The organism is Sinorhizobium sp. BG8 (assembly GCF_016864555.1).
Classification (GTDB): Bacteria; Pseudomonadota; Alphaproteobacteria; order Rhizobiales; family Rhizobiaceae; genus BG8.
The window spans coordinates 858,971-883,416 of the sequence record NZ_CP044012.1 but is presented as its reverse complement, the minus strand read 5'-3'; the positions used below and the strand labels follow the sequence as shown (position 1 = coordinate 883,416).

Annotated in this window: 20 protein-coding genes; 10 read left to right on the top strand and 10 right to left on the bottom strand. The window is 61.7% G+C overall.

From position 1 onward, the window contains the following. Nucleotide 1: 1 nt before the first annotated feature. Genes kdpB through kdpF form a run of 3 tightly spaced genes read right to left on the bottom strand, consistent with a single transcriptional unit; the run spans nt 2 to nt 3,871 of the window. The gene (kdpB, locus tag F3Y30_RS25015) at nt 2–2,041 is read right to left on the bottom strand and encodes a potassium-transporting ATPase subunit KdpB (protein ID WP_203426968.1); all 2,040 of its coding nucleotides are present in this window, start codon (nt 2,039–2,041) and stop codon (nt 2–4) included. A gap of 12 nt (nt 2,042–2,053) precedes the next feature. Continuing rightward, entirely contained in the window at nt 2,054–3,763 is a 1,710-nt protein-coding gene (gene kdpA, locus F3Y30_RS25010) for a potassium-transporting ATPase subunit KdpA (protein WP_203426967.1), read from the bottom strand. A gap of 21 nt (nt 3,764–3,784) precedes the next feature. Then, entirely contained in the window at nt 3,785–3,871 is an 87-nt protein-coding gene (gene kdpF / locus F3Y30_RS25005) for a K(+)-transporting ATPase subunit F (protein WP_203427647.1), read from the bottom strand. A gap of 408 nt (nt 3,872–4,279) precedes the next feature. Between kdpF and F3Y30_RS25000 the strand changes: the two genes are divergently transcribed. Beyond that, nucleotides 4,280–4,513: a hypothetical protein gene (locus F3Y30_RS25000; RefSeq protein ID WP_203426966.1), complete on the top strand. Its 234-nt coding sequence runs from the start codon at nt 4,280–4,282 to the stop codon at nt 4,511–4,513. Nucleotides 4,514–4,747: 234 nt separating this feature from the next. Here F3Y30_RS25000 and F3Y30_RS24995 read toward each other — a convergent pair whose 3' ends face one another. The 3 genes from F3Y30_RS24995 to F3Y30_RS24985 form a co-directional block, all read right to left on the bottom strand. Further along, complete coding sequence (locus tag F3Y30_RS24995; RefSeq protein ID WP_246753036.1) at nt 4,748–5,536, bottom strand: transglutaminase-like cysteine peptidase; 789 nt, start codon at nt 5,534–5,536, stop codon at nt 4,748–4,750. A gap of 432 nt (nt 5,537–5,968) precedes the next feature. Further along, nucleotides 5,969–7,138 carry an ABC transporter substrate-binding protein gene (locus F3Y30_RS24990; RefSeq protein WP_203426964.1) on the bottom strand — a complete coding sequence of 390 codons (1,170 nt, stop codon included), beginning with the start codon at nt 7,136–7,138 and terminating at the stop codon, nt 5,969–5,971. A gap of 192 nt (nt 7,139–7,330) precedes the next feature. Next, on the bottom strand, nt 7,331–8,374 hold the full coding sequence (locus F3Y30_RS24985) for a LacI family DNA-binding transcriptional regulator (protein ID WP_203427646.1): 1,044 nt from the start codon (nt 8,372–8,374) through the stop codon (nt 7,331–7,333). A 136-nt stretch (nt 8,375–8,510) separates the two neighbouring features. Here F3Y30_RS24985 and F3Y30_RS24980 point away from each other — a divergent pair, with 136 nt between their 5' ends. From F3Y30_RS24980 to F3Y30_RS24955, 6 genes are all read left to right on the top strand, one after another. Next, nucleotides 8,511–9,545 (top strand): Gfo/Idh/MocA family oxidoreductase, encoded by a 1,035-nt coding sequence (locus F3Y30_RS24980; protein WP_203426963.1) that lies wholly within the window; start codon nt 8,511–8,513, stop codon nt 9,543–9,545. Between the two features lie 17 nt (nt 9,546–9,562). Further along, on the top strand, nt 9,563–10,465 hold the full coding sequence (locus tag F3Y30_RS24975) for a sugar phosphate isomerase/epimerase (protein ID WP_203426962.1): 903 nt from the start codon (nt 9,563–9,565) through the stop codon (nt 10,463–10,465). Between the two features lie 61 nt (nt 10,466–10,526). After that, entirely contained in the window at nt 10,527–11,759 is a 1,233-nt protein-coding gene (locus tag F3Y30_RS24970; protein WP_203426961.1) for a sugar ABC transporter substrate-binding protein, read from the top strand. 118 nt (nt 11,760–11,877) lie between these two features. Then, nucleotides 11,878–12,780 (top strand): sugar ABC transporter permease, encoded by a 903-nt coding sequence (locus tag F3Y30_RS24965; RefSeq protein WP_203426960.1) that lies wholly within the window; start codon nt 11,878–11,880, stop codon nt 12,778–12,780. Next, the gene (locus F3Y30_RS24960; RefSeq protein ID WP_203426959.1) at nt 12,777–13,604 is read left to right on the top strand and encodes a carbohydrate ABC transporter permease; all 828 of its coding nucleotides are present in this window, start codon (nt 12,777–12,779) and stop codon (nt 13,602–13,604) included. Before F3Y30_RS24965 ends, F3Y30_RS24960 begins: the two co-directional genes overlap by 4 nt. Beyond that, nucleotides 13,601–14,674: an ABC transporter ATP-binding protein gene (locus F3Y30_RS24955; RefSeq protein WP_203426958.1), complete on the top strand. Its 1,074-nt coding sequence runs from the start codon at nt 13,601–13,603 to the stop codon at nt 14,672–14,674. The genes F3Y30_RS24960 and F3Y30_RS24955 overlap by 4 nt, the downstream gene beginning before the upstream one ends. Before the next feature lie 73 nt (nt 14,675–14,747). On the opposite strand, the gene F3Y30_RS24950 is transcribed toward F3Y30_RS24955, so the two are convergent. Continuing rightward, nucleotides 14,748–15,215 carry an Lrp/AsnC family transcriptional regulator gene (locus F3Y30_RS24950; RefSeq protein ID WP_203426957.1) on the bottom strand — a complete coding sequence of 156 codons (468 nt, stop codon included), beginning with the start codon at nt 15,213–15,215 and terminating at the stop codon, nt 14,748–14,750. A 123-nt stretch (nt 15,216–15,338) separates the two neighbouring features. Here F3Y30_RS24950 and F3Y30_RS24945 point away from each other — a divergent pair, with 123 nt between their 5' ends. Beyond that, nucleotides 15,339–17,414 carry a transketolase C-terminal domain-containing protein gene (locus tag F3Y30_RS24945; RefSeq protein ID WP_203426956.1) on the top strand — a complete coding sequence of 692 codons (2,076 nt, stop codon included), beginning with the start codon at nt 15,339–15,341 and terminating at the stop codon, nt 17,412–17,414. Between the two features lie 16 nt (nt 17,415–17,430). Then, entirely contained in the window at nt 17,431–18,666 is a 1,236-nt protein-coding gene (locus F3Y30_RS24940) for a 2-oxo acid dehydrogenase subunit E2 (RefSeq protein WP_203426955.1), read from the top strand. A 105-nt stretch (nt 18,667–18,771) separates the two neighbouring features. On the opposite strand, the gene F3Y30_RS24935 is transcribed toward F3Y30_RS24940, so the two are convergent. Then, nucleotides 18,772–19,959, bottom strand: a complete 1,188-nt coding sequence (locus tag F3Y30_RS24935) for a calcium-binding protein (protein WP_203426954.1) — start codon at nt 19,957–19,959, stop codon at nt 18,772–18,774. Nucleotides 19,960–20,240: 281 nt separating this feature from the next. Further along, nucleotides 20,241–21,326 (bottom strand): glycosyltransferase, encoded by a 1,086-nt coding sequence (locus F3Y30_RS24930; RefSeq protein ID WP_203426953.1) that lies wholly within the window; start codon nt 21,324–21,326, stop codon nt 20,241–20,243. Nucleotides 21,327–21,643: 317 nt separating this feature from the next. Between F3Y30_RS24930 and F3Y30_RS24925 the strand changes: the two genes are divergently transcribed. After that, entirely contained in the window at nt 21,644–22,123 is a 480-nt protein-coding gene (locus F3Y30_RS24925; protein ID WP_203426952.1) for a DUF2938 domain-containing protein, read from the top strand. Nucleotides 22,124–22,145: 22 nt separating this feature from the next. Here the strand turns inward: F3Y30_RS24925 and F3Y30_RS24920 are convergent, their stop codons facing one another. Further along, on the bottom strand, nt 22,146–24,305 hold the full coding sequence (locus F3Y30_RS24920; RefSeq protein WP_203427645.1) for a cellulose synthase: 2,160 nt from the start codon (nt 24,303–24,305) through the stop codon (nt 22,146–22,148). Nucleotides 24,306–24,446 lie beyond the last annotated feature (141 nt).

Sequence of the window (24,446 nt, the reverse complement as noted above, 5' to 3'; positions counted from 1 at the left end):
GTTACACCAGATTGAGAGCGGTCACGGCGATATCCACGAGCTTGATGCCCGCAAAGGGCAGGATCAGGCCGCCGACACCGTAGACGAGAAGGTTTCTGCGAAGGAGGGAAGCGGCGCCGGCCGGACGATAGGCGACGCCCTTCAGCGCAAGAGGAATGAGAGCAACGATGATGAGTGCATTGAAGATCACCGCCGACAGGATTGCCGATTGCGGAGAGGTAAGGCCCATGATGTTGAGCTTTGCAAGCGCCGGATAGGTCGCAACGAAGAGCGCGGGAATGATCGCGAAGTACTTGGCCACGTCATTGGCGACGGAGAATGTGGTCAGCGAACCGCGCGTCATCAGCAGTTGCTTGCCGATTTCGACGATCTCGATGAGCTTGGTCGGGCTCGAGTCGAGGTCGACCATGTTGGCAGCCTCGCGCGCCGCCTGGGTCCCGGTCTGCATGGCGACTCCGACGTCGGCCTGGGCAAGCGCCGGGGCGTCGTTCGTGCCGTCGCCGCACATGGCGATCAACCGCCCGCCCTGCTGTTCCTTGCGGATGTAGCCGAGCTTGTCCTCCGGTGTAGCCTCAGCGAGATAGTCGTCGACGCCGGCTTCCGAGGCGATCGCCGCGGCGGTGACCGGATTGTCGCCGGTCACCATGACGGTGCGGATACCCATCGCCCGCAATGCTGCAAAGCGCTCCTTGATACCCGGCTTGACCACGTCCTTGAGGTGTATGACGCCGAGCAAGCGGGCGCCGTCGCTCACGGCGAGCGGAGTCCCGCCCGTTCTCGCGATCCGGTCCACCGCCTGGCGAAACTCGGGCGCGATCCTTTCATCGCTCGCACCCGTGAACTTCAGCACGGCGTCCACCGCACCCTTGCGCAGGCGGCGGCTGCCGGCGTCGATGCCCGAGAGACGTGTTTCGGCGGAGAACGGAACGACGGCATCGATGGCGATCCGGGGCGCGGAGAGGCCGAGCTCACCGGTTGCGAGCGCCACGATTGAGCGGCCCTCGGGCGTTTCGTCCGCGCTGCTCGCCAGAAGGGCGGCTTCCGCAAGCTCCGCTTCGCCCACGCCCGGGACAGGGATGAACTCCGTCGCCATGCGGTTTCCGAAGGTGATCGTCCCGGTCTTGTCGAGAAGCAGCGTATCGACGTCGCCGGCTGCCTCCACCGCACGCCCCGACGTTGCGATCACGTTGAAGCGGACGAGGCGGTCCATGCCAGCAATGCCGATCGCCGACAGCAGGCCACCGATGGTGGTCGGGATGAGTGTGACGAGGAGAGCGGCAAGCACGGTCACGGAGAGCACTGTGCCGGAATAGCCGGCAAGGCCCCAGAGCGTGACGACTGCCACCAGGAAGATCAGTGTCAGGCCGGACAACAGGATCGAAAGTGCGATCTCGTTCGGTGTTTTCTGGCGCTGGGCGCCTTCGATGAGCGCAATCATGCGGTCGACGAAGCTGGAGCCCGGCTGAACGGTGATCCTGATCTTGATCCGGTCCGAAAGCACCTGCGTGCCACCGGTGACCGCCGACCGGTCGCCGCCGGCTTCGCGGATGACAGGCGCCGATTCACCGGTGATCGCGCTTTCGTTGACGGAGGAGACGCCTTCGATGACCTCGCCGTCGCCGGGAATGAGTTCGCCGGCCTCGACGATGACGACGTCGCCGACCTTCAGGGCGGTAGCGGGCACCATTTCTGTCCCTGCACCGCTCGGGGCGGTGACGCGCCGCGCGACCAGTTCGGATTTCGTCCGCTTCAGGCTGTCGGCCTGGGCCTTGCCCCGTCCTTCGGCGACAGCCTCGGCGAAGGTGGCGAACAGGACTGTGAACCACAGCCAGGCGGCGATCTGGCCAGAGAACAATGCATCGCCGCCGGCCGCGAGGTCACGGACGAAAAAGAGGGTGACGACGGCGGCCACGACTTCGGTGACGAAGATCACCGGATTGCGCAGGAGCTGGCGCGGATCGAGCTTGATGAAGGCGGCCTTCACCGCCGGAACAAGAATCGCCGGGTCGAAGAGACCGGGAGCGACGGGTTTGTAGGACATTGACAATGCTCCTTAGAAAGTCTGGCCGGAGAGCATCGCGAAATGCTCGACAATCGGGCCAAGGGCGAGAGCCGGGAAGAACTGCAGCCCGCCGAGAATGAGGATGATGCCGACGAGAAGCCCCACGAAGAGCGGCGTATCGGTAGGGAAGGTGCCCTTCGATGCCGGTACCTTGAGCTTCGAGGCAACCGATCCGGCGATCGCGAGTACGGGAACCACATAGGCGAAGCGGCCAAGCAGCATGGAGATACCAAGCGTCGTGTTGTACCACTGGGTGTTGCCTGTCAGGCCACCGAAGGCGGAGCCGTTGTTGCCGGCAGCCGAAGTGTAGGCGTAGAGGATTTCCGACAACCCGTGCGGGCCGCCTGTGCCTATCGACGCGACCGCGAAGGGAAGGACCGCCGAGACGGCCGTAAAGCCAAGGATGACGACTGGCAGGATCAGGATTGCCAGCACGGCATACTTCATCTCGCGGCCCTCGATCTTCTTGCCGAGAAACTCCGGCGTGCGACCGACCATCAGCCCGGCGACGAAGACGGCGAGCACTGCAAAGACCACCATGCCGTAGAGGCCGGAACCGACGCCGCCCGGAAGCACCTCGCCAAGCTGGATCAGGAACATCGGTATCAGGCCCCCGAGCCCCGTGAAGGATCCATGCATGCCATTGACCCCGCCATCCGAAAGTCCGGTGGTGACAGCGGCATAGAGTGCGGTCATGGACTGGCCAAAGCGGACCTCTTTGCCTTCCATGTTGCCCTGGGCTGCGTCGAGGCCGAGCGAGGTCAGGATCGGGTTTCCGGCTGCCTCTGCCCAATAGATGATGCCCGTGCCCAGAATGAGCAGAATTGCGGTCACCGCCAGGAACGCCCAGCCTTGGCGGCGATTGCCGACCATCTGGCCGAACGCATAGACGAGCGCGGCGGAGATCCATAGCATGGCGAAGATGTTGAGGTAGTTCGCAAGCGCCGTCGGGTTTTCGAAGGGATGCGCGGCGTTGGCGTTGAAGAAGCCCCCGCCGTTGGTTCCGAGTTGCTTGATCGCTTCCTGGCTCGCGACTGGGCCGAGGGCGATTGCCTGTTGCGCACCTTCGAGTGTTGTTGCGGCTGCTGAGGCGTCGAGGGTTTGTGGCAGGCCCATTGCGACCATCGCCAACGCCACCACGAATGCGATTGGCAACAGCACGTAGAGAGTAGAGCGGGTAAGATCCACCCAGAAATTGCCGACCGTCGAAGCCTGCGAGCGGGCGAATGCACGGGTGACGGCAAGCGCAAGGGCAATGCCCGTCGCAGCGGAAACGAAATTATGCACCGTGAGGCCGGCCATCTGGCTGAAATGGCTCATCGTCGTCTCACCGGCATAGTTCTGCCAGTTGGTATTGGTGACGAAGCTGACGGCCGTGTTGAAAGCGAGATCCGGCGGTACGTTGGCAAAACCCTGCGGGTTGAGGGGCAGGTAGGCTTGCAGCCTCAGGATCGCATAGAGCGTCACGAAACCCACGAGCGAGAAGGCGAGCATTGAAAGCGTGTACGCCAGCCACCCCTGCTCTTTGTTTTCATTGACACCAGCAAGGCGATAGAACGCGGTCTCGACCGGCGCTACTACAGGCGCAAGGAAGGTTCGTTCGCCGGAAAAGACCTTCGCCATGTAGAGCCCCAGCGGCTTTATGAAGACGAAGACGGCGAGAAGGAGGAGGCCGATCTGCAGCCATCCTATAAGAGACATGGTCATTCTCCCGAGAAAGGGTCAGAAGCGTTCGGGACGGATAAGCGTCACGACGAGATAGGCGGCGAGTGCGATGGCAACAGCCAGGCCGATCAATGGCTCGAGCATGGTTCGCTCCTAGAGCCGATTCAGGGCGTGGGCGTAGAGCGCGATCGCAAAGAACGATCCCATGCCGATTGCAAAGAAGATGAAGTCAGACATCCGTTGTCTCCTGACATTGAGGATGGCGGATCATGCTTCTTCCGGGCGTCAAATCTCGATTGGGAACTGTGGGGCCGGACATAAGGAAAAGATAAGGGCGCGGCGGCCAGGGTATGCCCGCGGCAGGGATCCCTCAGGCCGGTTATCCACCCGCAAAAACTGACAAATTATCGGCTATGACCAGCTTTCTGACAGTTCGTACGCCAAACTGCGTAACAATAAACAACTCGGTTCCCCACATTCGTGTGGCTTTTTGTGTAATTTCGTGTATAGATAGAGCCTTGAAAATGGCGAAGACCATAGAGGGGTATGTTCATGGCAAGATCTGCATCGGAGTGGGGCCAGTTGCTTGGCACTACACTCGACCGAATGACTTTAGCTGATCAGAGGCTTAGGCCGGGCACGGGGCTTTCCCCGGATTGCTATCGTGTGATCACCGACACGTTCGCCTTCGCTCTCCGCGAGGCAAGAGCTGCCGGTTACGCGGAAGCCATGGAAAGCCTTGAGAACCAATCTCCCAAAAAGCCGCTGCTGCGCGCCCTGAGCTGAAAACGCTCGTAGGTCGCGCATGAAGAAAGCCGCATCCTTGCGGGGCATGCGGGTTTCGGACTGACTATTGGGGAATGCGTCGTCCCCGACCACGGCGGCAGTCCGCCGTCTGGTCGAATCTCAAAGCCAAACTGCCTTCCTGATCTTCTCACCACGCTGTTGGTGCGTCTGCACCGGCGGGCGACGCCCAGGCGCTCGCCCTTAAGGCAAGAGTCGCCTTGACCGGCGTAACCCTCAGTTTGCAAGGCCTTCGCCCGGAGCGACGCTTTCCAGAGGGATCGCATTCTCCGCGAGGAGGGGTGAACCCGGCTGGCGCGAACCGTGCAGAAAGCCCTTTCCGTCCGCAATCGAATAGAGTGGCAGATAGCTGGCCAGTTCCCGGTCCGTGAGCACGGCGTCGCGCATGTTGTCGAGGATGAAGAACTGGTCGTCGACATGCACGGAAAGGACCGCGTGGTAGAACTTTCTGTCGCGATCGAAGAGGACGACGATCGCCATGTCCTTCATGGCATAGCCCGACTCCTCGAGGACAGCCATCTTGAGGATCGCCAGATCCTCGCAATCGCCGGCCTGGCGCTTCAGCGTCTCGAGCGGCGTCGCCCAGCGATCCGCAGTGCGGTAGTTCTCGATGTCGCGGCTATAGCGGATTGCATGATTGACGGCGGCGTTTATGCCTTGCAGCCTTTCCACCGACACCTTGCCTTCGGTCGACGTGCGTGCTGCACGGACGGACTCAACTGCGGCCGAGCAGCCCGTGCGGCAATCGAGTATGCCGCCTTCGGCAATCTGGTCGAGGGATGGGGCGAGCCGCTTTACCGCAGCCAGCCGCTTGAATGGGATCGCAACGGAGCCGAAGACGGCGGTTTGCTTCGCGGGCTTCACCGCTGGCCTTGCGATACTCTCCTTGCGGCTCTCCCTTCCGGTGGCGGAAGGCGCCCAGCCGGCGGGCTCCACGCTGGCGATTGCGGTCTCGACGCGCGCAGCAATGGACCGCGCCGAGGTATAGACGTCGGCAGGCTGCAAGCGGCTGATGCTCAGCGCTGCGCGGATCCACGAAGCTGTAAGCAGCCCGACTGGGACGGGGCTCGTTCCGATGCTCGCGCTATCCGTCAACTGAATGTTAGCATTAACAGGGTCCTTCGCCTGTCTTTCGGCGGGGGTCGCATAGGATATACTTTGGGATATCAGTAGGAGCGCACCAGCCGCACCAAGGATCTTCGAATTTCTTCTTATTGTCATTGTTGTAGTTCCCTGTTTATCGGGAAGCTACACACGGCGCTTGAACATCCAGTTCCGGGAATCGCTAAAATTCTATGCAATCGCCGAAAATAATCGCGGAAATTGCAAGACGCAGATTTTGTTATGAAGAGCCGCCGCGGCGCGGTCGCACGTCGGCGCAGTCTGGGTCGCTGGCGGCCTCAGTCAAAGGCTAGTGCGTTCCCGGTGTAGCCGGCGTCAGAGCGTCGGGGGCGTGTTGACGGCGGGGACCAGCTTGCCTTGATCCACGCGATAGATCTTCAGCTTCCGGTCGATGGTTCCGCCCTTGTTCCAGCCGAAAACACCTGTCACTCCACGGAAACCCGCCTTGTTGGCAAGAATGTCAGGCTTCAGGCCATCCGGCCCCTTCAGGCGCGTGATGCCTGCGACCGTCGCCACGGCGTCATAGGCATAGGCGGCATCGAGTGCCAGCGGACGCTTGAATCGGCTCTGATATCGACCGGAGATCAGCTTCAGGCTTTCCTGATCGGTGAGCGCGATCACGGTCTGGTCAGCCGCTGGTCCGCTGTAGACGCTGCCCGGCCATCCGCTGGTGCCGACGAAGGTCATAGTTGCGGGTGTCTTGCCGGTCGCCTTGATCGCTCCGACGACGACGGCTGGCGCGGTGGTGCCGCCGAGAACGAGGGCGGCATCGGCCGCGGAGATCGGTCCGGCATTCGATGCGACTGCCGCCTTGATTGCGGCTTCGTCTCCGCCGTAGCGCACGACACCGGTGACAGTTGCCTTGTCGTTGGTGATTGCGGCCGTGATGCGCTGCTCTTCCGCTGTCGAGAAGCTGGCGGGAGCAAGGATCACGACCTTCTTTCTTCCGGTCGCGATCGCATATCTTACACCCGCAATTGCGCTATCCGTCTCGTCTGAGGCGAGGCCGTAGACATTTGCGCCGGAGGCGGTGCCACGTCCGAGGTCGAAGACGGTCGGTCGCTTGTCGGCCGGCACGGCCGAGATCGATGCCAGCTCCGCTGCCGGAAAAAGCCCGACGAGGGCGACAGAGCCCCGTGCCTTGGCGGCTTCGGCAAGCTTGGCTGCCTCACCCGGTGCGCCCGTATCATCGACGATCTTCACAAAAACCTGTTCGCCGCCCAGCTCTCCGACGGCGAGCTGCGCACCATCGTGAAAATCGCGGTAACGGCCCTCGCGCACGCCACTTGCTCCCTTGGGGAGCATGAGTGTTATCTCGGCGCCTTTCGTGCCGAAGGCTTCCTGCACCTGCGACGGAGGCGGCTTGATGTCTACCGATTTGGAGGCATTGGCGGTGTCGTCGAGCGGCGACTGGCATCCGGCTGAAAGGCTGAGAACCGTGATCGCAAGCGGCGCGAGGACGAACCGGATGCCTCGTTCGAACACGGATTTCCTTTTGTATGGGAGAGCAGAAACCGATCTGCCGCGTATTTCTTCACAACAACGTCGCTTATGAATCTGCATCGGACCGCTCTTAACTGCTCAATCTGCAATAAACGGTCCCCTTCTCTTTGCCAATAGTGCCCCGCACCCAATTCCGGGGCATGGTTGAAGGAAAAGGCGAGCCGTGGTGCAGGGCTACCCGCCGCGGTCTACAACGAAGCCGTCGCTCTCCCCCGGCGCGAGCTCGAGCGGCCATATCGTGTTCTGCGCGCCTTCTGGGTAGATGTCTTTAAATCCCGGCATGGTTGCAAGAAGTGTCTCGCCAAGCTCGACACCCAGGTCGTGCAGGGACATGCGGAAGCAGGTCAGCGCCGGGGACAGGAATTTCGCGCGGGGTTCCTCGCGGAAACCTATCACGGCGACGTCTCGGCCGGGAACCACGCCCGATTCGGCAAGCCGACGGTATAGACCGATCGCCATCAGCTCGTAGATGAGGATGATCGCGGTCGGCCTGTCTTCGAGGAGAAGCATCTTGTGGGCGGCAAGATAGCCACCCTGCTCGCTTGATTTGACCCGGATGACCAGGGAGGGATCGTAGGCGATGCCGTTCCTTTCCAGGGCCTGCCGGTAAGCGTCCACGAACACATAGCCAAGATTGATGTCGGATGAGGGCGCGGCGATCGCGATCCGCCTGTGGCCCCTTTCGACCAGCCGGTCAACAGCTGAGTTGGCGACCCCCTCGAAATCGAGGTCGATCCACGTATGGCTGCCGCCTGATGAGCTTCGCCCGAGCGCAACGAAAGGGATCTTGGAACTGACGAGCAGATCGATTCGCCGGTCTATGCGCTGGGTCGCGGAGATGATCATGGCGTCGACGATGCGGCGGCCAACCATCCGCTTCAGATACTCCAGCGGATCCTCGTCGTTGGGGCAGGGGAGCATGACGAGGTCGAGATTGTGGCGGGAGAAGACACTCTGGAGGCCGCCTGTCAGTCCGAGAAAGAAGTTGTCGCTGTATTCGACATTTTCCTTTGTCGATTCCATCATCAGGCCGATGACGTTCGTCGTCCCCTGGCGCAGGCTGCGGCCCGACTGGTTGGCGACATAGCCGAGTTTCTCAGCCGCTTCGAGGACCCGCTTGCGTGTTTCCGGATTGACGTCCGGCCTGCCATTCAACGCTCGCGAGACTGTCCCGATGGAGATGTCGAGATGCTGCGCAAGCTGGCGAATCCCCCTCATCTGTGACCGGTCGCTTTCCCTGTTCTGCATGAACCCTCTTCCCACCTCTTGACATAAAAGCTTAGCTCCGCATAGTATCGTAAACGTTTACGGTCGCCGTGTCTTGAGGAGTTTGGCGCGGCGCGAGGAGGAAATCGTGAAATTTGACGCCGTTCTATGCGGGTGCGGAGCTATGGCCAAAGGCTGGCTCCGTGCGATCGGGCAGACGCCGGATCTTGCCGACAAAATCACCATCGTCGGGCTTGTCGACGTGAACCGTTCAGCCGCGGAAGCGCTGGCCGGGGAGTTCGGGCTTGGCGGGGCGGTGATCGGCACTGACCTCGCAGAGGTGCTCGCCGAGACGAAGGCCGACATCCTGTTCGACGTAACGGTTCCTACGGCCCGCTTCGGGGTTGTCTCGACGGCGCTGCGCGCAGGGTGCCATGTGCTGAGCGAGAAGCCGATGGCGACGTCGCTTGCGGAGGGCTCGGCCCTTATCGATCTCGCCGCCGAAACCGGCCGCGTCCACGCCATCGTCCAGAACCGCCGCTTCATCGCCGGCGTGCGCCGCATGCGCCGCTTCGTCGAGAGCGGTGCGATCGGCGACCTCACGGGCATCCATTGCGATTTCTTCCTGGCCCCGCATTTTGGCGGCTTCCGGGAGGAGATGGACAATGTCCTTCTGCTCGACATGGCGATCCACACCTTCGACGCGGCGCGGTTCGTCGCAGACAAGAAGCCGCTTGCCGTATATTGCGCCGAGCGCAACCCGCGTGGCTCCTGGTATGCGCATGGCGCGTCCGCCAATGCGATCTTCGAATTCGCAGACGACGTTGTCTTCACCTATCGGGGTTCGTGGTGTGCTGAAGGACAGCGCACGAGCTGGGAAAGCCAGTGGAGGCTGGTCGGCAGCAAGGGCATGCTGACCTGGGACGGTGCCGATCTGTTCGAGGCAGCGGTGGCAGGCGACGAGCCCGGCCTCCTGCGCGGCTTTGCGCCCGTAAACGTTTGCGGTCTGCAAAACGAAGAAGAGACGCACGGCCATGCCAGCGTGATCGCGAGCTTCATCGAGGCGATCGAGACGGGCAGGGACCCAGAGACCGCGAGCAGCGACAACATCCGCAGCCTTGCCATGGTCTTCGGCGCAATCGAGAGCGCGAAGACCGGCAGGCGCATCGAAATTTCAGCGTGAGAACAGGGATAGATATTGTGAGCAATCCTGCAAAAGCCATTCGCGTCGGTACCATGGTCAGCGCCACAAAGGGCGACGCGGCAAAGCGGATCGGCGAGATAGCCGACATGGGCTTCGAAAGTTTCGAGCCGTTCTTCTGGCAGACGACCAACGGCCAGGATCTCGCCGAGCTCGGAAAGCGTTGTGTCGAGGCGATCGGCAATCGCGACATCACCATCTCGACGATCGGCATGTTCGGTAATCCTCTGGAAGACACCGAGATCGATCTGCAGACCCTGCAGGGCTGGAAGGACTGCATCGACAACGCGCATCACTTCGGAGCTACCTGCGTCGCAGGCTTCACCGGCCGGATCCGCAACAAGCCGCTGACGGACAGTCTGCCCCGCTACCGCAAGGTCTGGAGCGAGCTTGCCAAGCGCGCTGCCGACAAGGGTATCCGGATCGCGTTCGAGAATTGCGCCATGGACGGCAACTGGGCCACGGGCGACTGGAACATCGCCCACAATCCCGATGCATGGGAGCTCATCTTCAACGAGACGCCCGACGACAACATCGGGCTCGAATGGGAGCCGTGCCATCAGATGGTCTACCTGATCGACCCGCTGCCGCAGATCCGAAAGTGGGCTTCGAAGATCTTCCACGTTCACGGCAAGGACGCGACCATCCGTTGGGACGTGATCAAGGAGCACGGCATATTCGGCAAGGAGAAGTTCGTCTTCATGCGCACGCCGGGCTTCGGCGACAGCAACTGGACGGACATAATCTCCGAGCTTCGGCTCGCCGGCTGGTCGGGTTCCATCGACATCGAGGGCTGGCACGATCCGGTGTATTGCGACGCTCTCGAAATGACAGGCCAGGTTTATGCGCTCAACCATCTCAAGATGGCGCGCGGCGGCGATTTCGTCGTCGATCCGGTCTGACCGGAAGAATCCGGCCGGCATGGAGGATGCCGGCCGTCAGGGTAACCAAGAGGAGGAAACCATGGGTATCCGCAAGTATGCAGTCATAGGCGCGCTGGCGCTCGCAGGCGTATCGTTCCTCGGCCTTTCGGCAAAGGCCGAGGACGTGAAAATAACGGTCTGGGCACTGGACAGGGACATCCAGCCCGCGCCCAACCTGATCAATGACTTCAACAAGCTCGGCAACGGCATCCAGGTGGAGTTCCGCCAGATTCAGTTCGACGATGTCGTGAGTGAGGCGATGCGCGCCTACTCCACCGGCCAGGCACCCGACATCATCGCCGTCGACAACCCGGAGCACGCGCTCTTCTCGTCACGCGGCGCATTCCTCGATCTTTCCGAGATGATCTCGACCTCGACCGTCGTCAAGCCGGAGAACTACTTCCCGGGACCGCTGAAGTCCGTGATGTGGGATGGCAAGTACTACGGCATCCCGAAGGCGACGAACACGATCGCGCTCTACTACAACAAGGACATGTTCAAGGCGAAGGGTCTCGATCCCAACAAGCCGCCGCAGACCTGGGGCGAACTCGTGGAGGCTGCCCAGAAGCTGACCGACCCGGCCGCTAACGTCTACGGCATTACCTTCTCCGCCAAGGCCAACGAAGAGGGCACCTTCCAGTTCCTGCCATGGGCGCAGATGGCGGGTGCGAGCTACGACCACATCAACTCCGAAGGAGCGGTCAAGGCGCTTGAGATCTGGAAGCAGATCATCGACCAGAAACTCGCCTCGCCGGACACACTCACGCGTAGCCAGTGGGATTCGACCGGTACCTTCAATTCGGGCAATGCCGCGATGGCGATCTCCGGACCGTGGGAACTGGACCGGATGCTGGAGGAGGCAAAGTTCGACTGGGGTGTTGCGCTGCTTCCGGTCCCCGAAGTTGGGGCAGAACGTTCTTCGGCGATGGGCGATTTCAATTGGGCGATCTTCGCCAACACGCAGCACCCCCAGGAAGCATTCAAGGTCCTCGAGTACTTCGTGTCCCAGGACGACCGCATGTTCAAGGACTTCGGCCAGCTCCCAGCGCGTTCCGACATCGCCATTCCGCCGACCGGCCAGCCGCTCAAGGACGAGGCCCTCAAGGTCTTCGTCGAGCAGTTGCAATACGCCAAGCCCCGTGGCCCGCATCCGGCCTGGCCGAAGATCTCGAAGGCGATCCAGGATGCTATCCAGGCAGCGCTCACGGGCCAGATGAGCGCGAAGGATGCGCTGGATGAGGCGGCCGCAAAGATCCAGGCGGTTCTCGGCTAACACCCGAAACAGCGATCACCGGATGGCCGCACTTTGCCGGCCATCCCATCGTTTCCTCCCGGTGGAGCCGCCTTGTGTCAAGACGCGAGACGGTCCCGACCGGAGCATCGGAGGACCCATGAAAAGGATCCTTTCCAGCCTGGTGGACGGCAAGGGCTTCGACATTTCACTCGTGGCTTTTGCGCTTGGCTTTCTGTTCCTGCTGTCCGGCCTGCCGCTCATCTACAATGTGGTGATGAGCTTCCAGGAGGTCGATATGTTCAGCCTTGGAACGTTCGCGCGTCCTTTCGTCGGGTTCAAGAACTACGTGACGCTGTTCGCCCAGCCTCAGACCCTGCCCATTCTTGCGAACACGGCGATATTCGTGACCGCCTCGATCGCGGGGCAATTCCTGATCGGCTTTGGGCTTGCCCTCTTCTTCTGGGTGAATTTTCCCGGTGCGGCATGGCTGCGTGGCCTGTTCCTCGTCTCCTGGGTCATGCCGGGGCTGGTCGTCGGCGCGATCTGGAACTGGATCCTTTCCGGCGATTTCGGCGTGCTCAACTTCGTGCTGCGGGAGATGGGCATCATTGATGGCAACATCTTCTGGCGGTCCGACCCGCAATTCTCGCTCTGGGCCGTCGTCATCGCCAATATCTGGCTCGGAACCTCGTTCAACATGATCCTTCTGTCGGTCGGCCTCTCCGGAATCCCGAAGGACCTCTACGAGGCAGCGGAGCTCGATGGTGCCAACGTCCTCCAGCGGTTCTGGACCATCACCCTTCCGATGATGCGATCGAGCATCGGGGCGATCATCGCGCTCGGGCTCATTTTCACCCTGCAACAGTTCGACCTCTTCGCCGCGATAACGTCCGGCGGGCCGAACAACGCATCGAACGTTACTCAATACTGGGCCTGGGATCTTTCCTTCCGGCAGTATGACTTTGCCCAGGGCGCCACCATTTCGGTCATCATGATCGTCTTCGTGATGTTCGCTTCGGTCGTCTATGTCCGGTCCACACGCCACGAGGTACGGGGATGAGCGACAATCTGCGCAACAAGGTGATGCTCGCGATCGCGATCGCGATGGCGGCGGTCTACCTCTTTCCTCTCTACTGGATGTACATCACCGCCCTGAAGACCGGCTCCGCGATGTTTGCGACACCGCCGAGCTTCTGGCCGAGCGATCCTCAATGGGGGATCTATTCGGTCGTGTGGGAAAGCCGCGGCATGGGCCGCTATCTCTGGAACTCGCTGGTCATTGCTCTCGGTGCCGTCACGGTAATCTCGGTACTCGGCGTCGGCTGTGCCTACGTCCTTGCCCGCTATCGCAATGTCTGGGTCGATATCGGCCTGTTCCTGATCCTCATGCTTCAGGTCCTGCCGGCCTCGCTGATGATCACGCCGATCTTCGTTGGCTTCTCGCAGATCGGGTTGCTCGACTATCCGCGACTTGCCGTCATTATCGCCATCGCCGCCAAGAGCATGCCCTTCTTCGTCGTTCTGGTTCGCGCGACCTTCATGAGCGTGCCGATGGAGCTCGAGGAGGCGGCTCTCGTCGACGGCAATTCCCGCGTCGGTGCGTTCTTCAACATCGTGCTGCCGCTCGCACGCAACGGCATCCTGGTCAGCGCCATCCTGATCTTCATGCAGGCCTTCGGAGAGTTCGTCTATTCCAAGTCGATCATCCAGGCGATCGACCTCCAGCCGGCGAGCGTCGGGCTCAATTCGTTCATGGGTCCGAACACCAACGAATGGAACAAAATCATGGCCTACGCGACGATCTACGTGACGCCGATCCTCGCCATCTTCGTTCTCTTGCAACGCCGCATCGTATCCGGCCTCACTTCGGGAGCCCTCAAATGACCAACCAGATCGAACTCACGGGCGTGAACAAGTACTACGGTGCGTACCATGCGCTGAAGGACATCAATCTCTCGATCGCAAAGGGGACCTTCGTTGCGCTCGTCGGCCCATCAGGTTGCGGTAAATCGACACTTCTGAGATCTCTCGCAGGTCTCGAATCCATATCGGGCGGTGAACTGAAGATCGCCGGCGAACTGATGAACAACGTTCCCCCGCGCAAGCGCGACGTTGCCATGGTGTTTCAGTCCTATGCGCTCTATCCGCATATGACCGTGGAGGAGAACCTGACATACAGCCTGCGCATCCGCGGGGTCAAAAAGGCCGAGGCGAGGAAGGCGGCAGAGGAAGTCGCGGCCACGACCGGTCTTTCGCATCTCCTTGGCCGTTACCCGCGCGAACTTTCGGGTGGCCAGCGCCAGCGCGTCGCCATGAGCCGCGCGATCATACGGCACCCCAAGGCGTTCCTTTTCGACGAGCCGCTGTCCAACCTCGATGCGGCGCTGCGGGTCCACATGCGCAAGGAGATCCGGGCGCTTCATGATCGCCTGCACGCGACATCCGTCTACGTCACCCATGACCAGATCGAGGCCATGACCATGGCGGATCATGTCGTTGTCATGCGTGACGGTGTCATCGAGCAGCAGGGACGTCCGCTCGACCTCTACGACAAGCCGGCCAACAAATTCGTCGCCGGGTTCATCGGGTCTCCGGCCATGAATTTTATCCCGGCGCTCGTCGCAGAAGATGGGGCCAGCCTTCATCTCGACTTCGGCGCGGTGAAGCAGCGCCTGTCGCTTTCGAGAAACTTGAGGCCGGGGACGCAGGTGACTGCCGGTGTGCGCCCGGAACATCTGGCGATCACGACGGCGGGGCAGGGAGGCTTCGACGTACCGGTGGCGTTCGTCGAATCCACGGGATCCTCGACCTTCGTCACGGCTGCGACGACGCCGGAACTCACCATTGTGGAAGCGAACCGCAATATGGTGCGCGGCGGCGAGGTGATCGGTCTATCCGTGGATCCTCAGAACATTCATGTGTTCGATACGTCCGATCGCCGGATCGCAGCGTAGGGAAAATGTCCGGGAGCAAGGGCCCAGGGTGGCGGTTTTATCCGCCGCCCCTCACGCGCTTGTCCCGCAACCACTAGACAGGCACGGCCGTCGTGAACTTCACGCTCTTCAGCGCGAAGTGGGACGATGAGGTGGCGACGGCCTCGTGCGTCAGGATGCCCTGCATCAGCAGTCTTTCGTAGTCGCGGATATCGGCGGCTACCACGCGCAGAAGATAGTCCCAGTCCCCGGACATGGAATAGCACTCGAGCACCTCCTCGTGGCTTTCAACGAAGCGTTCGAAGTCGCGCCGCGCCGCCGGGTCATGGGATTTCATCCTGACCTGACAGAACACGTTCAGTCCACGCCCGACCGCCTCGTTGTCGACGAGCCTGACCGTCCTTCCCAGGACACCATCCGCTTCCAGGGCCTTGATGCGGCGCCAGCAGGATGCTGGCGAGGCGCCTACCTTCTCCGCAAGGGCGGCCTGACTTATGTCGCCCTCCTGCTGCAGCACGCGCAGAATCTGCCGGTCGACGATATCGAAGTCTGGCACTTTCATCACATTCCCCGCCAAAATGAACTATTCGTTTCATGAATACCCGAAATGATGGTCGCTTTGAAAAGAATTCGCGCATGCCGGCGAGTATTATCTCCGCAGGGAAGATATTGTGAGGAGGCTGAAATGGCCCATCTGTCCATGGCGAAGGGGCTGCACGTTCCGGAGGCTGACGTCGACTGGAAGCGCATCGCCTACCTCGTGCAGCTTTCGCGCGCCCTCGACGAGCTGGAGGAGACACGGCTCGTTCCGGAGAAGAAGGTGCTCTACCAGTTCTCCGCCCGTGGCCACGATATGGCCCAGGTCATGCTAGGCTGCCGGCTGACGGAACGTCACGATGCCGTCTGCGGCTACTATCGATCCCGACCCCTGCTGCTGGCCCTTGGGATCGATCCGGCTGATGCGCTTGGTTCCTCGATGGCGCGATCGGGTGGCTATTCCGACGGCCGCGACATTGGTGCGGTCTTCAACTTCCCGAACCTCGACGGTCCATCCGCGCTTCCCATGTGCGGCGGCGTCGGCACGCAGTACACCCCGACTGCCGGCTGGGCACAGGCGATCGAATACTTTCGCAGGACGCTCGGTCGCAAGGAGTATGAACGGGCGATCGCGGTCGTGCTCGGCGGAGACGGCTCGGTTGCGTCGAACGGCTTCTGGTCAGCGCTGACGATTGCCACGACGCAGAAACTGCCGATGCTCTTTTACATAGAAGACAATGGCTTTGCCATTTCGGTACCCTCCACGACACAGACGCCCGGTGGCAACATCGCGTCGAACCTCTCCGGCTGGAAAGACCTGACCGTTATGGAGGGGGACGGCTGCGACCCGGCCGCTGCCGCGCGATTGACGGCAGAGGCCGTGGAACGGGTCCGCGACGCCAGAGCGCCACTCTTGCTGAGGCTAACCGTGCCCCGGCTGGAAGGGCACAGTTTTCAGGACACGCAGGCCTACAAGAACGAAGCACTGGTAAGGGACGAATGGGAGCGCGACCCGTTGGCGAAGTTGCGCGATCATCTCGTGCCGGCACTGATGACGGCGGAGGAATGGAACGCGACCGCACGGACCGCAGTCACCGCCGCGGAACAGGCGCGGGCCGAGGCGGAGGCACGTCCCGTCGCCGATCCACGAACGGTCACGCGCCACGTCTTCTTCGATGGCGATATGCAGACAATGGGCGGCCAGCATCAGGCCGGCTATAAGGCGCCCGAGGTGACGGATGAGGCGGCACCGGAAGGTGGTCGCATAAACATGGTGACCGCAATCCGCCGCACCCTCGACCACGAGCTGTCGATCAACAAACGTGTGGTCGTGTTCGGCGAGGATGTCGGACCCAAGGGTGGTGTCCATGCGGTCACGCTCGGCTTGCAGGAGAGGTTTGGTCCTGAACGCGTGTTCGACACGTCGCTTTCCGAGGAAGGCATAGTCGGCCGGGCGGTGGGAATGGCGCTCGCGGGCCTGGTGCCGGTGCCGGAGATCCAGTTCCGCAAGTATGCGGAACCGGCGAGCGAGCAGATCAATGATTGCGGAACAATCCGCTGGCGTACAAACAACCGGTTCGCCGCTCCGATCGTGCTGCGCATGCCGGGTGGCTTCTTCAAGTGTGGCGATCCATGGCATAGCCAGACAAACGAGGTCGCCTTCGTTCACCAGCCGGGCTGGAAGGTCGCGGTTCCATCGAATGCCGAAGATGCTGTCGGGCTGCTGCGCACGGCGTTGCGGGGGAACGATCCGGTCATTTTCTTCGAACACCGCGCAATGCTCGATCACCCCTGGGCACGCCGGGCCTATCCCGGTGATGGCTTTGCGCTTCCCTACGGCAAGGCTCGTTTCACTCGCCGAGGCGATGCGATCACCATCGTTACCTGGGGCGCCATGGTGCATCGGTGCGAGGAAGCGGCCGAGGGGACTTCCGCTGATGTCATCGATCTTCGAACGCTTGCGCCATGGGACAGGGAGTCGGTTCTCTCATCGGTGCGGCGGACGCGCCGCTGCATGATCGTGCACGAGGACCTCGGAACGGCAGGTTTCGGCGCCGAGATCGCTGCCGTGCTCGCGGAGGAGGCCTTTATCGACCTCGATGCCCCGATCTCGCGGCTGACGATGCCCGACATTCCAAGCCCCCACAACCCGGCGCTGCTTGAGTGGGCCGTCCCGACGACAGAGCGCATACGCAGCAAAATGGAAGAGCTTCTCAGCTATTGAACCGTGGGTTTGTGAAATGAACGATCTGATCGAAGTGAAGGTCCCCGACGAGCAGGAGGGGACGAAGGCGGTCGTGCGCGACTGGTTGAAGAACCCGGGCGATCCCGTTGCGGTCGACGACGCTCTCGTCGAAATCGAGACCGACAAGGTGACACAGGAAATCCCGTCGCCCGCTACCGGAACGCTTGAGGCCATCCTGCTCGAGAGCGGGAGCGAAGCCCTGCCGGGCGCGCTTCTCGCACGCATCCGCGTCTCTTCCAAGCGCGAGATTCAGGTAGGTGACGACACCGTGCAAGCGGTGCAGGAGGGAGGACAGGATCTCCCGCCAGCGGCAGCTCGCCATTCGCCCGCGGTGCGCGAGGCGGCCCGTCTGCATGGTATCGACCCGGCTCAGGTCAAAGGTTCGGGCAAGGACGGACGGGTTACCCGCATGGACATGGATGCGGCCATTGCTGGGTCCGGTGGAGCCCGGCAAGAGGAGCCTCCGCAATCGTTAGCAGAAGCGCTCGAGTCTAACGAAATTTCTCCGAAGGCAGTGCCGTCGGCAGGATCGGCGTCTCGCCGGGTTCCGCACAGTACCATGCGGCTTGCGATCGCCGACCACATGGCCAGATCCGTTGCGACGGCTCCCCATGTCACTGCCGTTTTCGAGGCAGATTTCAGCGCGATCATCCGACATCGGGAGTGCAACAAGGAGCAGCTCGCACGGCAGGGAATCAGCCTTTCCTACACCGCTTACATCGTTGCTGCGTCCGTCGCCGCCATGCGTGAGGTTCCGGAGATCAACGGCCGGTGGCATGACGACTGTCTCGAGATCTTCGAGGCCGTCAATATCGGCGTCGGGATCGCGCTCGGCGACAAGGGACTGATCGTGCCGGTGATTGCGGAAGCGCAGACGCTGTCGCTGTCGGCCATAGCGGCGAAGGTCCAGGACCTGACGAACAGGGCGCGAAACAACGCCCTTTCCGGTTCCGATGTTCGCGGTGGAACATTCACGATCTCCAACCACGGCGTATCGGGATCGCTGCTCGCCACTCCGATCGTCATCAACCAGCCCCAGACGGCGATCCTCGGCATCGGCAAGCTCGAAAAGCGCGTGGTCGTGCGCGAGATCGATGGTGTAGATACGATCCAGATCCGACCGATGGCCTATGTCTCCCTGACCATCGACCACCGCGCCGTGGATGGGTATCAGACCAATCGCTGGATGAAGCACTTCGTGGAAACGCTCGAGACGTGGCCGTCGCAGTAGCTGCACCGCGCACCTTCAGGCGCGCGGTGCCTTGTTTGTCGGGTTCAGCGCAGGGCCCCGTCGGGAAACATTTTCCTGCCGGGGCCGCGTAGCTGCGATCTTCTGTTACGAGAAGATGAAGTCCGAGGCCGAGAAGTTGGACGCGGACAGGTTGTTGTTCGGGTCGTCGACGTGGATCGAGAACGCCGTGCCGGAAGAGCTGTAACCCTTCAGCATCACGTCGCCGCTCGCGTCATTGTAGGCGTAGATCGTGCCCGCGCCACCGGCGGCGTACTTCGAGACGCCGATGTTGTCGAGAACGATGCGGTCGACGCCATCCTGGAAGTCGCGGATGGAGTCCTGGCCGCTCAGCGAACCGGCGCCCTTGAAAACGAAGCGGTCGGCACCCGTGCCGCCATAGAGGATGTCGGAGCCTTCGTCGCCGAAGATGGTGTCCGCACCGTCATCGCCACGCAGCGTGTCGTTGCCTTCACCACCGTAGATGCGGTCGTTGCCGATGCCGCCATACATGATGTCCACACCGGCTTCGCCTTCCATGGCGTCGTCGCCGGCGTCGCCGTAGACGAGGTCGTTGCCGCCGCCGACTTCCAGCGTATCATTGCCGTTGCCGCCGTGTGCTTCGTCGTTGCCGGTCTCGGAATCGAGCGTGTCGTTGCCATCGCCGCCATCGAGATAGTTGTTGCCGTCGCCGCCGTCGACCTTGTCGTCACCCGTGCCGCCATAGACGCGGTCGTTGCCCGACTGGCCCTTGAGAACGTCGTTGCCGCCCTCGCCATAGATCGTGTCGTTGCCCGGCCCGGCACTGACGGCCTGGGTGGTCACCTTGCCCGTCGCCGGGTTTACGCGGTTGGTGAAGCCGTCGTTTCCGTCGCCGGCATAGATGGTGTCGTCACCATAGCCGCCGTCGATGTATTCCTCGCCGGCTCCGCCATAGATCGTGTCGTTGCCGCCATCGCCGAGAATGTGGTCGTGGCCGTCTTCACCGTAGATGATGTCGTTGCCGTCGCCGCCTTCGAAGATGTCGTTGCCGAGACCACCACGGAAGGTGTCTACACCTGTGGAACCGTCGAACGTGTCGTTACCATTGCCGCCCTCTGCGTAGTCGTCTCCGGGGCCGGACTTGAACAGGTCGTCGCCATCACCGCCGAACATCCGGTCGTTGCCATTGCCGCCCCAGATGGAGTCGTTTCCGGCGTTCCCGTAAATGGTGTCGTTGCCGTCATAGCCGTTGATCGTGTCCGCCGAGCTCGTGCCCGTAAGGGTATTCGCGCTGTTGGTACCGTTGAGAATCATCTCTTCCTCATCTCGTTGAATAAGCGGGGCGTTGGCTATTTGTATAATGAGGCACAACGGTGGCGCCGTAACCCGAGACAGCGTGACATGTGAAGCATAATGTTGTTTTAAAAGCGTAAATTTGGAATGAAAAAATGCAATATTATATGATAATTTCAATTATCACGTGCTTTCTAGGTGATGTAATCCACCATTGTTCGATGGTGATTCGAGCTTGACTTGCCATATTCCAGGCGAATCATCGAGTTGCTGAGCGCAGATTTTATATACTTGTGTAGTATTCAGTATCCATCCACAAAATCTGTGTAGCTTTGAGCGATTGCTGGCAGGGCGTAGTGACTTTCGATCCTCTGTCGGGCGCTCATCGCGAGGCGCGCATAGGCCTCGGGCGATAGCTCCAGAATCCGGCACATGGCGAGGGCGAGCGCCGCGGGGTCGCGGGGCGGCACGGCAATCCCGGTATCGCCAATGACGGCGGCCGCATCTCCCACGTCGGTCGTAACAACCGGCTTGCAGAAGCTCATCGCCTCGGCGATCACGTTGGGAAACCCTTCGGTGCGCGAAGACAGGACAAGAACGTCGATGCCCTGGTAGAAACCGGGCATGTCTGCGACCTCGCCCATCAGATCGATGGATTCGGGCGATAGGCCTGCCTTGGTGATCAGCTCGGATACCGCCGGATTGTTTCTCGACAGCCCGTGCCCTCCGGCGGCAAAAGTTGCTTCCGGATGTGTCTGCGCGACGAGGGCTGCGGCCCTGAAAAAGGTCTCGTGGTCCTTCTGCGGGTGGAACCGCGCTGCGATGCCAAATCGGCGGGCGGCCTTGGGTTCCGGCGGGTTTACCTGCGGGAGATCGAATCCGTTTGGAATGACCACGGAGTTCCGATCGCTGAAGCCATAAGCCTGGTGCAGTTCCCGCGCGCGAGACGAGTTGTAGATGATGCCGGCAGCGCGGCCCGAAAGCTTTTTCGCGAAGGCGATTGCCATGCGAGAGCTGCGCGAAAGCGAGGCCGGATCGTCGAGCGATTGCCGAACGTTCCAGAACACAGGCATGTCCTGGCGCGAAACAACAGCCCCGAGAGTTCCGGCGACCATGGCGTGATACATCCAGCAAAGGATCGCCTTGGGACGTTCCCGCCTTATCAACGCCGCCAGGCGAGGGATGGCCGAGGAAAGGCCCGTGACCGAATTGCTTCCGAGTGCCACATAGGTGACGCGGGGATTGTTCGCGAGATTGCGATTGCGATCCGATACTCCGATGAGGGACACGACGATGATCCGCTCGTCCTCGGACGTCCTCAGCAGACGTGCCAGCATCGTCTCAGCGCCGGCGCTCGCCGTAAAGTTCGTTATGACATGCATGATCATGGCGTCGATCCGTTCTTCGCGTGCACGATGCACTTCGCAAGCAGCCGTCCAGACGCGCCGTTTCTGCTCGATGAAGTGTCGAGGGAAGCATGCTCATCTGCAACCGGCTAAGGAATACTTATAACATTTGGAAATAGTCGGAGAATTTCTTGGAAATACGAGAGTTTCGTCCGAATCTGGCTTTGTAACGCAATGCGATACGGGCGTTGCCATTGGCCAAACTGCCCATACGCTCCCTTTGTGCCGGACAGGTCGTTGCAATCAGGGCTCGGCGATGATTGTATCCAGTTGCATTGAGTCTTGGATTTGGAACGAGCGTGTTTGATCTATTTTGGCGCGGCGTGGCCGTCGGTATCGGTGCCACCATTCTCATGGATATTTGGGCAATCGTCCTGTGGCGCCTCTTCGGCCAGTCAGCGCCGAACTGGGCGCCGGTCGGGCGCTGGTTCTGGCATCTCGGCCGGGGCAAGGTGTTCCATTCCAGCATCGCGGAAGCCGAGCCATATGCCCACGAGTTGGCACTGGGCTGGTTGAGCCATTATGCCGTCGGCGTCCTGTACGGCGTTGTCTTCGCATTCCTCGTCGGAATGTCCTGGTTTGCCGCGCCGACCTTCATTCCGGCCTGGATCATGGGGATCGTGACGGTAGGGGCGGGGTGGTTCCTGCTGCAGCCGGGCCTTGGTCTCGGCTGGGCGGCGTCCAAGCTTCCAAACGCCAACACGGTGCGCTTCCTCAATCTGGTTGCGCACACGGTCTTCGCATTGGGGCTTTACGGCACCGCCTTCATCATTCGCTGAACAGGCACGGGGCGATCCGCTTTTACTTGCGGATGCTCTCTTCCTCGCGCATGTCGCCTAGCGCCCGTATGCCGTCCCGGTTGCCGACGCTGGCGAGTGCCTCGAAGACCCGAAGCGCGTCTGAGCGGCGATTGAGGTTCTTGTAGGAATAGCCGCGAAGGACCATCAGGCCGACGGTCTCGGTGCGCAGTTGCGCGCGCTGGTCCAGGAAGAGAAGCGTTTCGCGATAGCGGCCGGCGTCGAATGCAGCGACGGCGCGATCGGAAAGGATCGTGGACTGCAGCTCCTTCTGGCGCGGCGGGCTTAGCGGGGACTTGGCCGCGGAAACCGCAGCCTGGTTGATGAGGCCGGCCCGCAGATAGGCGAGGCTTTGCCCGTAAGCTGCGTCCTCCCTTGTCCTCCCGGATGTGCCTCGCAGTGCAACGCCGAACGCGGCAGCGGCCTCCAGGGGGCGGTTGAGCCGCATCAGGCACCAGCCGCGGTCGAGCGCGACTTGAGGCGCGAGGGTCGTCGGATCGACCGTCGTCCTGCACCCGACATTGCTCGGGGCGGCAGACCGCACGCGGGGTCCGCGCGCCGGCGCCCCTTCGACGACAACGATGCGGCTTTCGCTACGCGCGGGTTGCCTCTCGATCTGGGTTTCGACGATCGCCTGCCTTGGTTCACGGATTTCTTCGACGCGAGCCGGTGTTTTCTCCGGCTCCCCCACACGAGCGATCCGTTCCGAGCGACCGCGCCATTCGGCCTGGATCTCCCGGACACCTGCGGTGTCCCTCAGGCGCAGACGCGACACCGCCAGCCCGTAGGCCGAAGGTTCGTCGTCTGGCTTCCATCCCAATGCCGTCGTGAACCACTGCGCGGCCGTCGTCGGTTGACCGAACGCCAGCGCGTACCAGCCGAACTCCTGCGCGGTTACCGGATCGCGCTCCTTCAAGGTGACCGCGGCGACGCGGCCGAGAACCTCCGTCGAGAGTTCGGGCGGCGGATCAAGCGCCAACAGGTTCGCCGTAGCCGCGAGGTACGTAGCTTTCGCATCGGCGGAACTGTCACGCCAGCGGTAGAGCACGTTCTCGGCCTCCTGGGGGTTCTTGAGCTCGATCAGCGCGAGCGCCAGGCCCTGGGCCGCGGGGGCGGAATCCTCGATTTCGTAGGCCTTGCGGAACCAACGTTCCGCAACGTTGGTCGTATCCCGACGCAGATAGTACCATCCGAGCAGGAGCGCATCCGCGGCAAGGCCCTCCCTTTCAACGAGCCTTTCGACGCGCTGGAGATAGGGAACGGCGACCGTCAGCGCCGTGTCTTCATCGCCTTCGGAAACGAAGCGTCGTGAGAGGCCGTCGCGAACGGGCTCGAACTCGAGCGACCCGTCAGCGAGCGTCCGCTCGTAGCCGAGCAGGTCCTGCATAGGCTGATACGGCAGGAGAGCCGCGGCCTTCTGAATCGTTGCAATGCGCTCGGCCTGATCCTCGCAGTTCTTGAGGATGTAGGTATAGGCGTCGAGGGCCCTTGTATGGCGATCGGTGGACGCGAAGGCTTCAGCCACGCGCCAGAGCACGTCAACGTCGGAGCAGGTCAGGAGACTCGGCGTGTCCGCCCCGATCGTCACCACTTCCGCGAAGTTCTTGCTGTCGGACGCGGCGATAAGCCGGCTGCGCCGCTCGGCTATCGTGAGCCGCTCGAGAAGATCGGCCGGCACGACCCAGTTCGGCTCGGCGATGCGGCGGTCGGCTATCGCCTTGCGGACGTCGGCGTAGCGGGCCTCGGAATAGAGCTGCCACATGCGCTCGAGCTGCTTGTCCTCGTTCTGGGGCACAGCGAGCGGATCTTTCGGCGGTATCCAGTTCGGGTAGAGCGCCCGAAGGCGTGCAATCTCTGCCTCGAGCCTTGCGCGGTCTCCCTTGCTGGCGAAATAGCGCAACGCGCTTTCGTCCACGACAGGTGTCGCGTCCGTTGCACCCGAAGCCGGAGAGGTTTCAGCCTGCGCGAGTTCGACCGGCATTTCCGGGAGTTCCTGGAAGCGGTCCGACTTGGGAGACGCTCGGTCTGCTTTGCTCATGATGGACGAAGTCTTGACCACACGATCAATGAACTCGTCGCTGAGCCTCACGTCCGGCCGCAAGATGCCGACGATCGCGGTTGTCGCCGCGGTAGCGCATGCAAGGGCCAAAACGACAGCTTTCATGGCCATGCAAGCCCCATAGTCGACAGATACCGCACCTCCGTCATGGGTACGTGTTCCGTTGTCACCATTCTCCCGCTGTACAGTCGCCCTCGAGGCAGTCCGACGAGTACCCGGACAGACACCTGATGTCTGCCGGTCGTC

Bases quoted from the DNA above. Each gene is read 5' to 3' on its own strand.
- F3Y30_RS24940 (WP_203426955.1), top strand. From the start codon at position 17,431: ATGAACGATCTGATCGAAGTGAAGGTCCCCGACGAGCAGGAGGGGACG.
- F3Y30_RS24985 (WP_203427646.1), bottom strand. From the start codon at position 8,374: ATGAGGGGGATTCGCCAGCTTGCGCAGCATCTCGACATCTCCATCGGG.
- F3Y30_RS24960 (WP_203426959.1), top strand. From the start codon at position 12,777: ATGAGCGACAATCTGCGCAACAAGGTGATGCTCGCGATCGCGATCGCG.
- F3Y30_RS24935 (WP_203426954.1), bottom strand. From the start codon at position 19,959: ATGATTCTCAACGGTACCAACAGCGCGAATACCCTTACGGGCACGAGC.
- F3Y30_RS24955 (WP_203426958.1), top strand. From the start codon at position 13,601: ATGACCAACCAGATCGAACTCACGGGCGTGAACAAGTACTACGGTGCG.
- F3Y30_RS24950 (WP_203426957.1), bottom strand. From the start codon at position 15,215: ATGAAAGTGCCAGACTTCGATATCGTCGACCGGCAGATTCTGCGCGTG.
- F3Y30_RS24945 (WP_203426956.1), top strand. From the start codon at position 15,339: ATGGCCCATCTGTCCATGGCGAAGGGGCTGCACGTTCCGGAGGCTGAC.
- F3Y30_RS24965 (WP_203426960.1), top strand. From the start codon at position 11,878: ATGAAAAGGATCCTTTCCAGCCTGGTGGACGGCAAGGGCTTCGACATT.
- F3Y30_RS24920 (WP_203427645.1), bottom strand. From the start codon at position 24,305: ATGAAAGCTGTCGTTTTGGCCCTTGCATGCGCTACCGCGGCGACAACC.
- F3Y30_RS24930 (WP_203426953.1), bottom strand. From the start codon at position 21,326: ATGATCATGCATGTCATAACGAACTTTACGGCGAGCGCCGGCGCTGAG.
- F3Y30_RS24970 (WP_203426961.1), top strand. From the start codon at position 10,527: ATGGGTATCCGCAAGTATGCAGTCATAGGCGCGCTGGCGCTCGCAGGC.
- kdpB (WP_203426968.1), bottom strand. From the start codon at position 2,041: ATGTCCTACAAACCCGTCGCTCCCGGTCTCTTCGACCCGGCGATTCTT.
- kdpA (WP_203426967.1), bottom strand. From the start codon at position 3,763: ATGTCTCTTATAGGATGGCTGCAGATCGGCCTCCTCCTTCTCGCCGTC.
- kdpF (WP_203427647.1), bottom strand. From the start codon at position 3,871: ATGCTCGAGCCATTGATCGGCCTGGCTGTTGCCATCGCACTCGCCGCC.
- F3Y30_RS25000 (WP_203426966.1), top strand. From the start codon at position 4,280: ATGGCAAGATCTGCATCGGAGTGGGGCCAGTTGCTTGGCACTACACTC.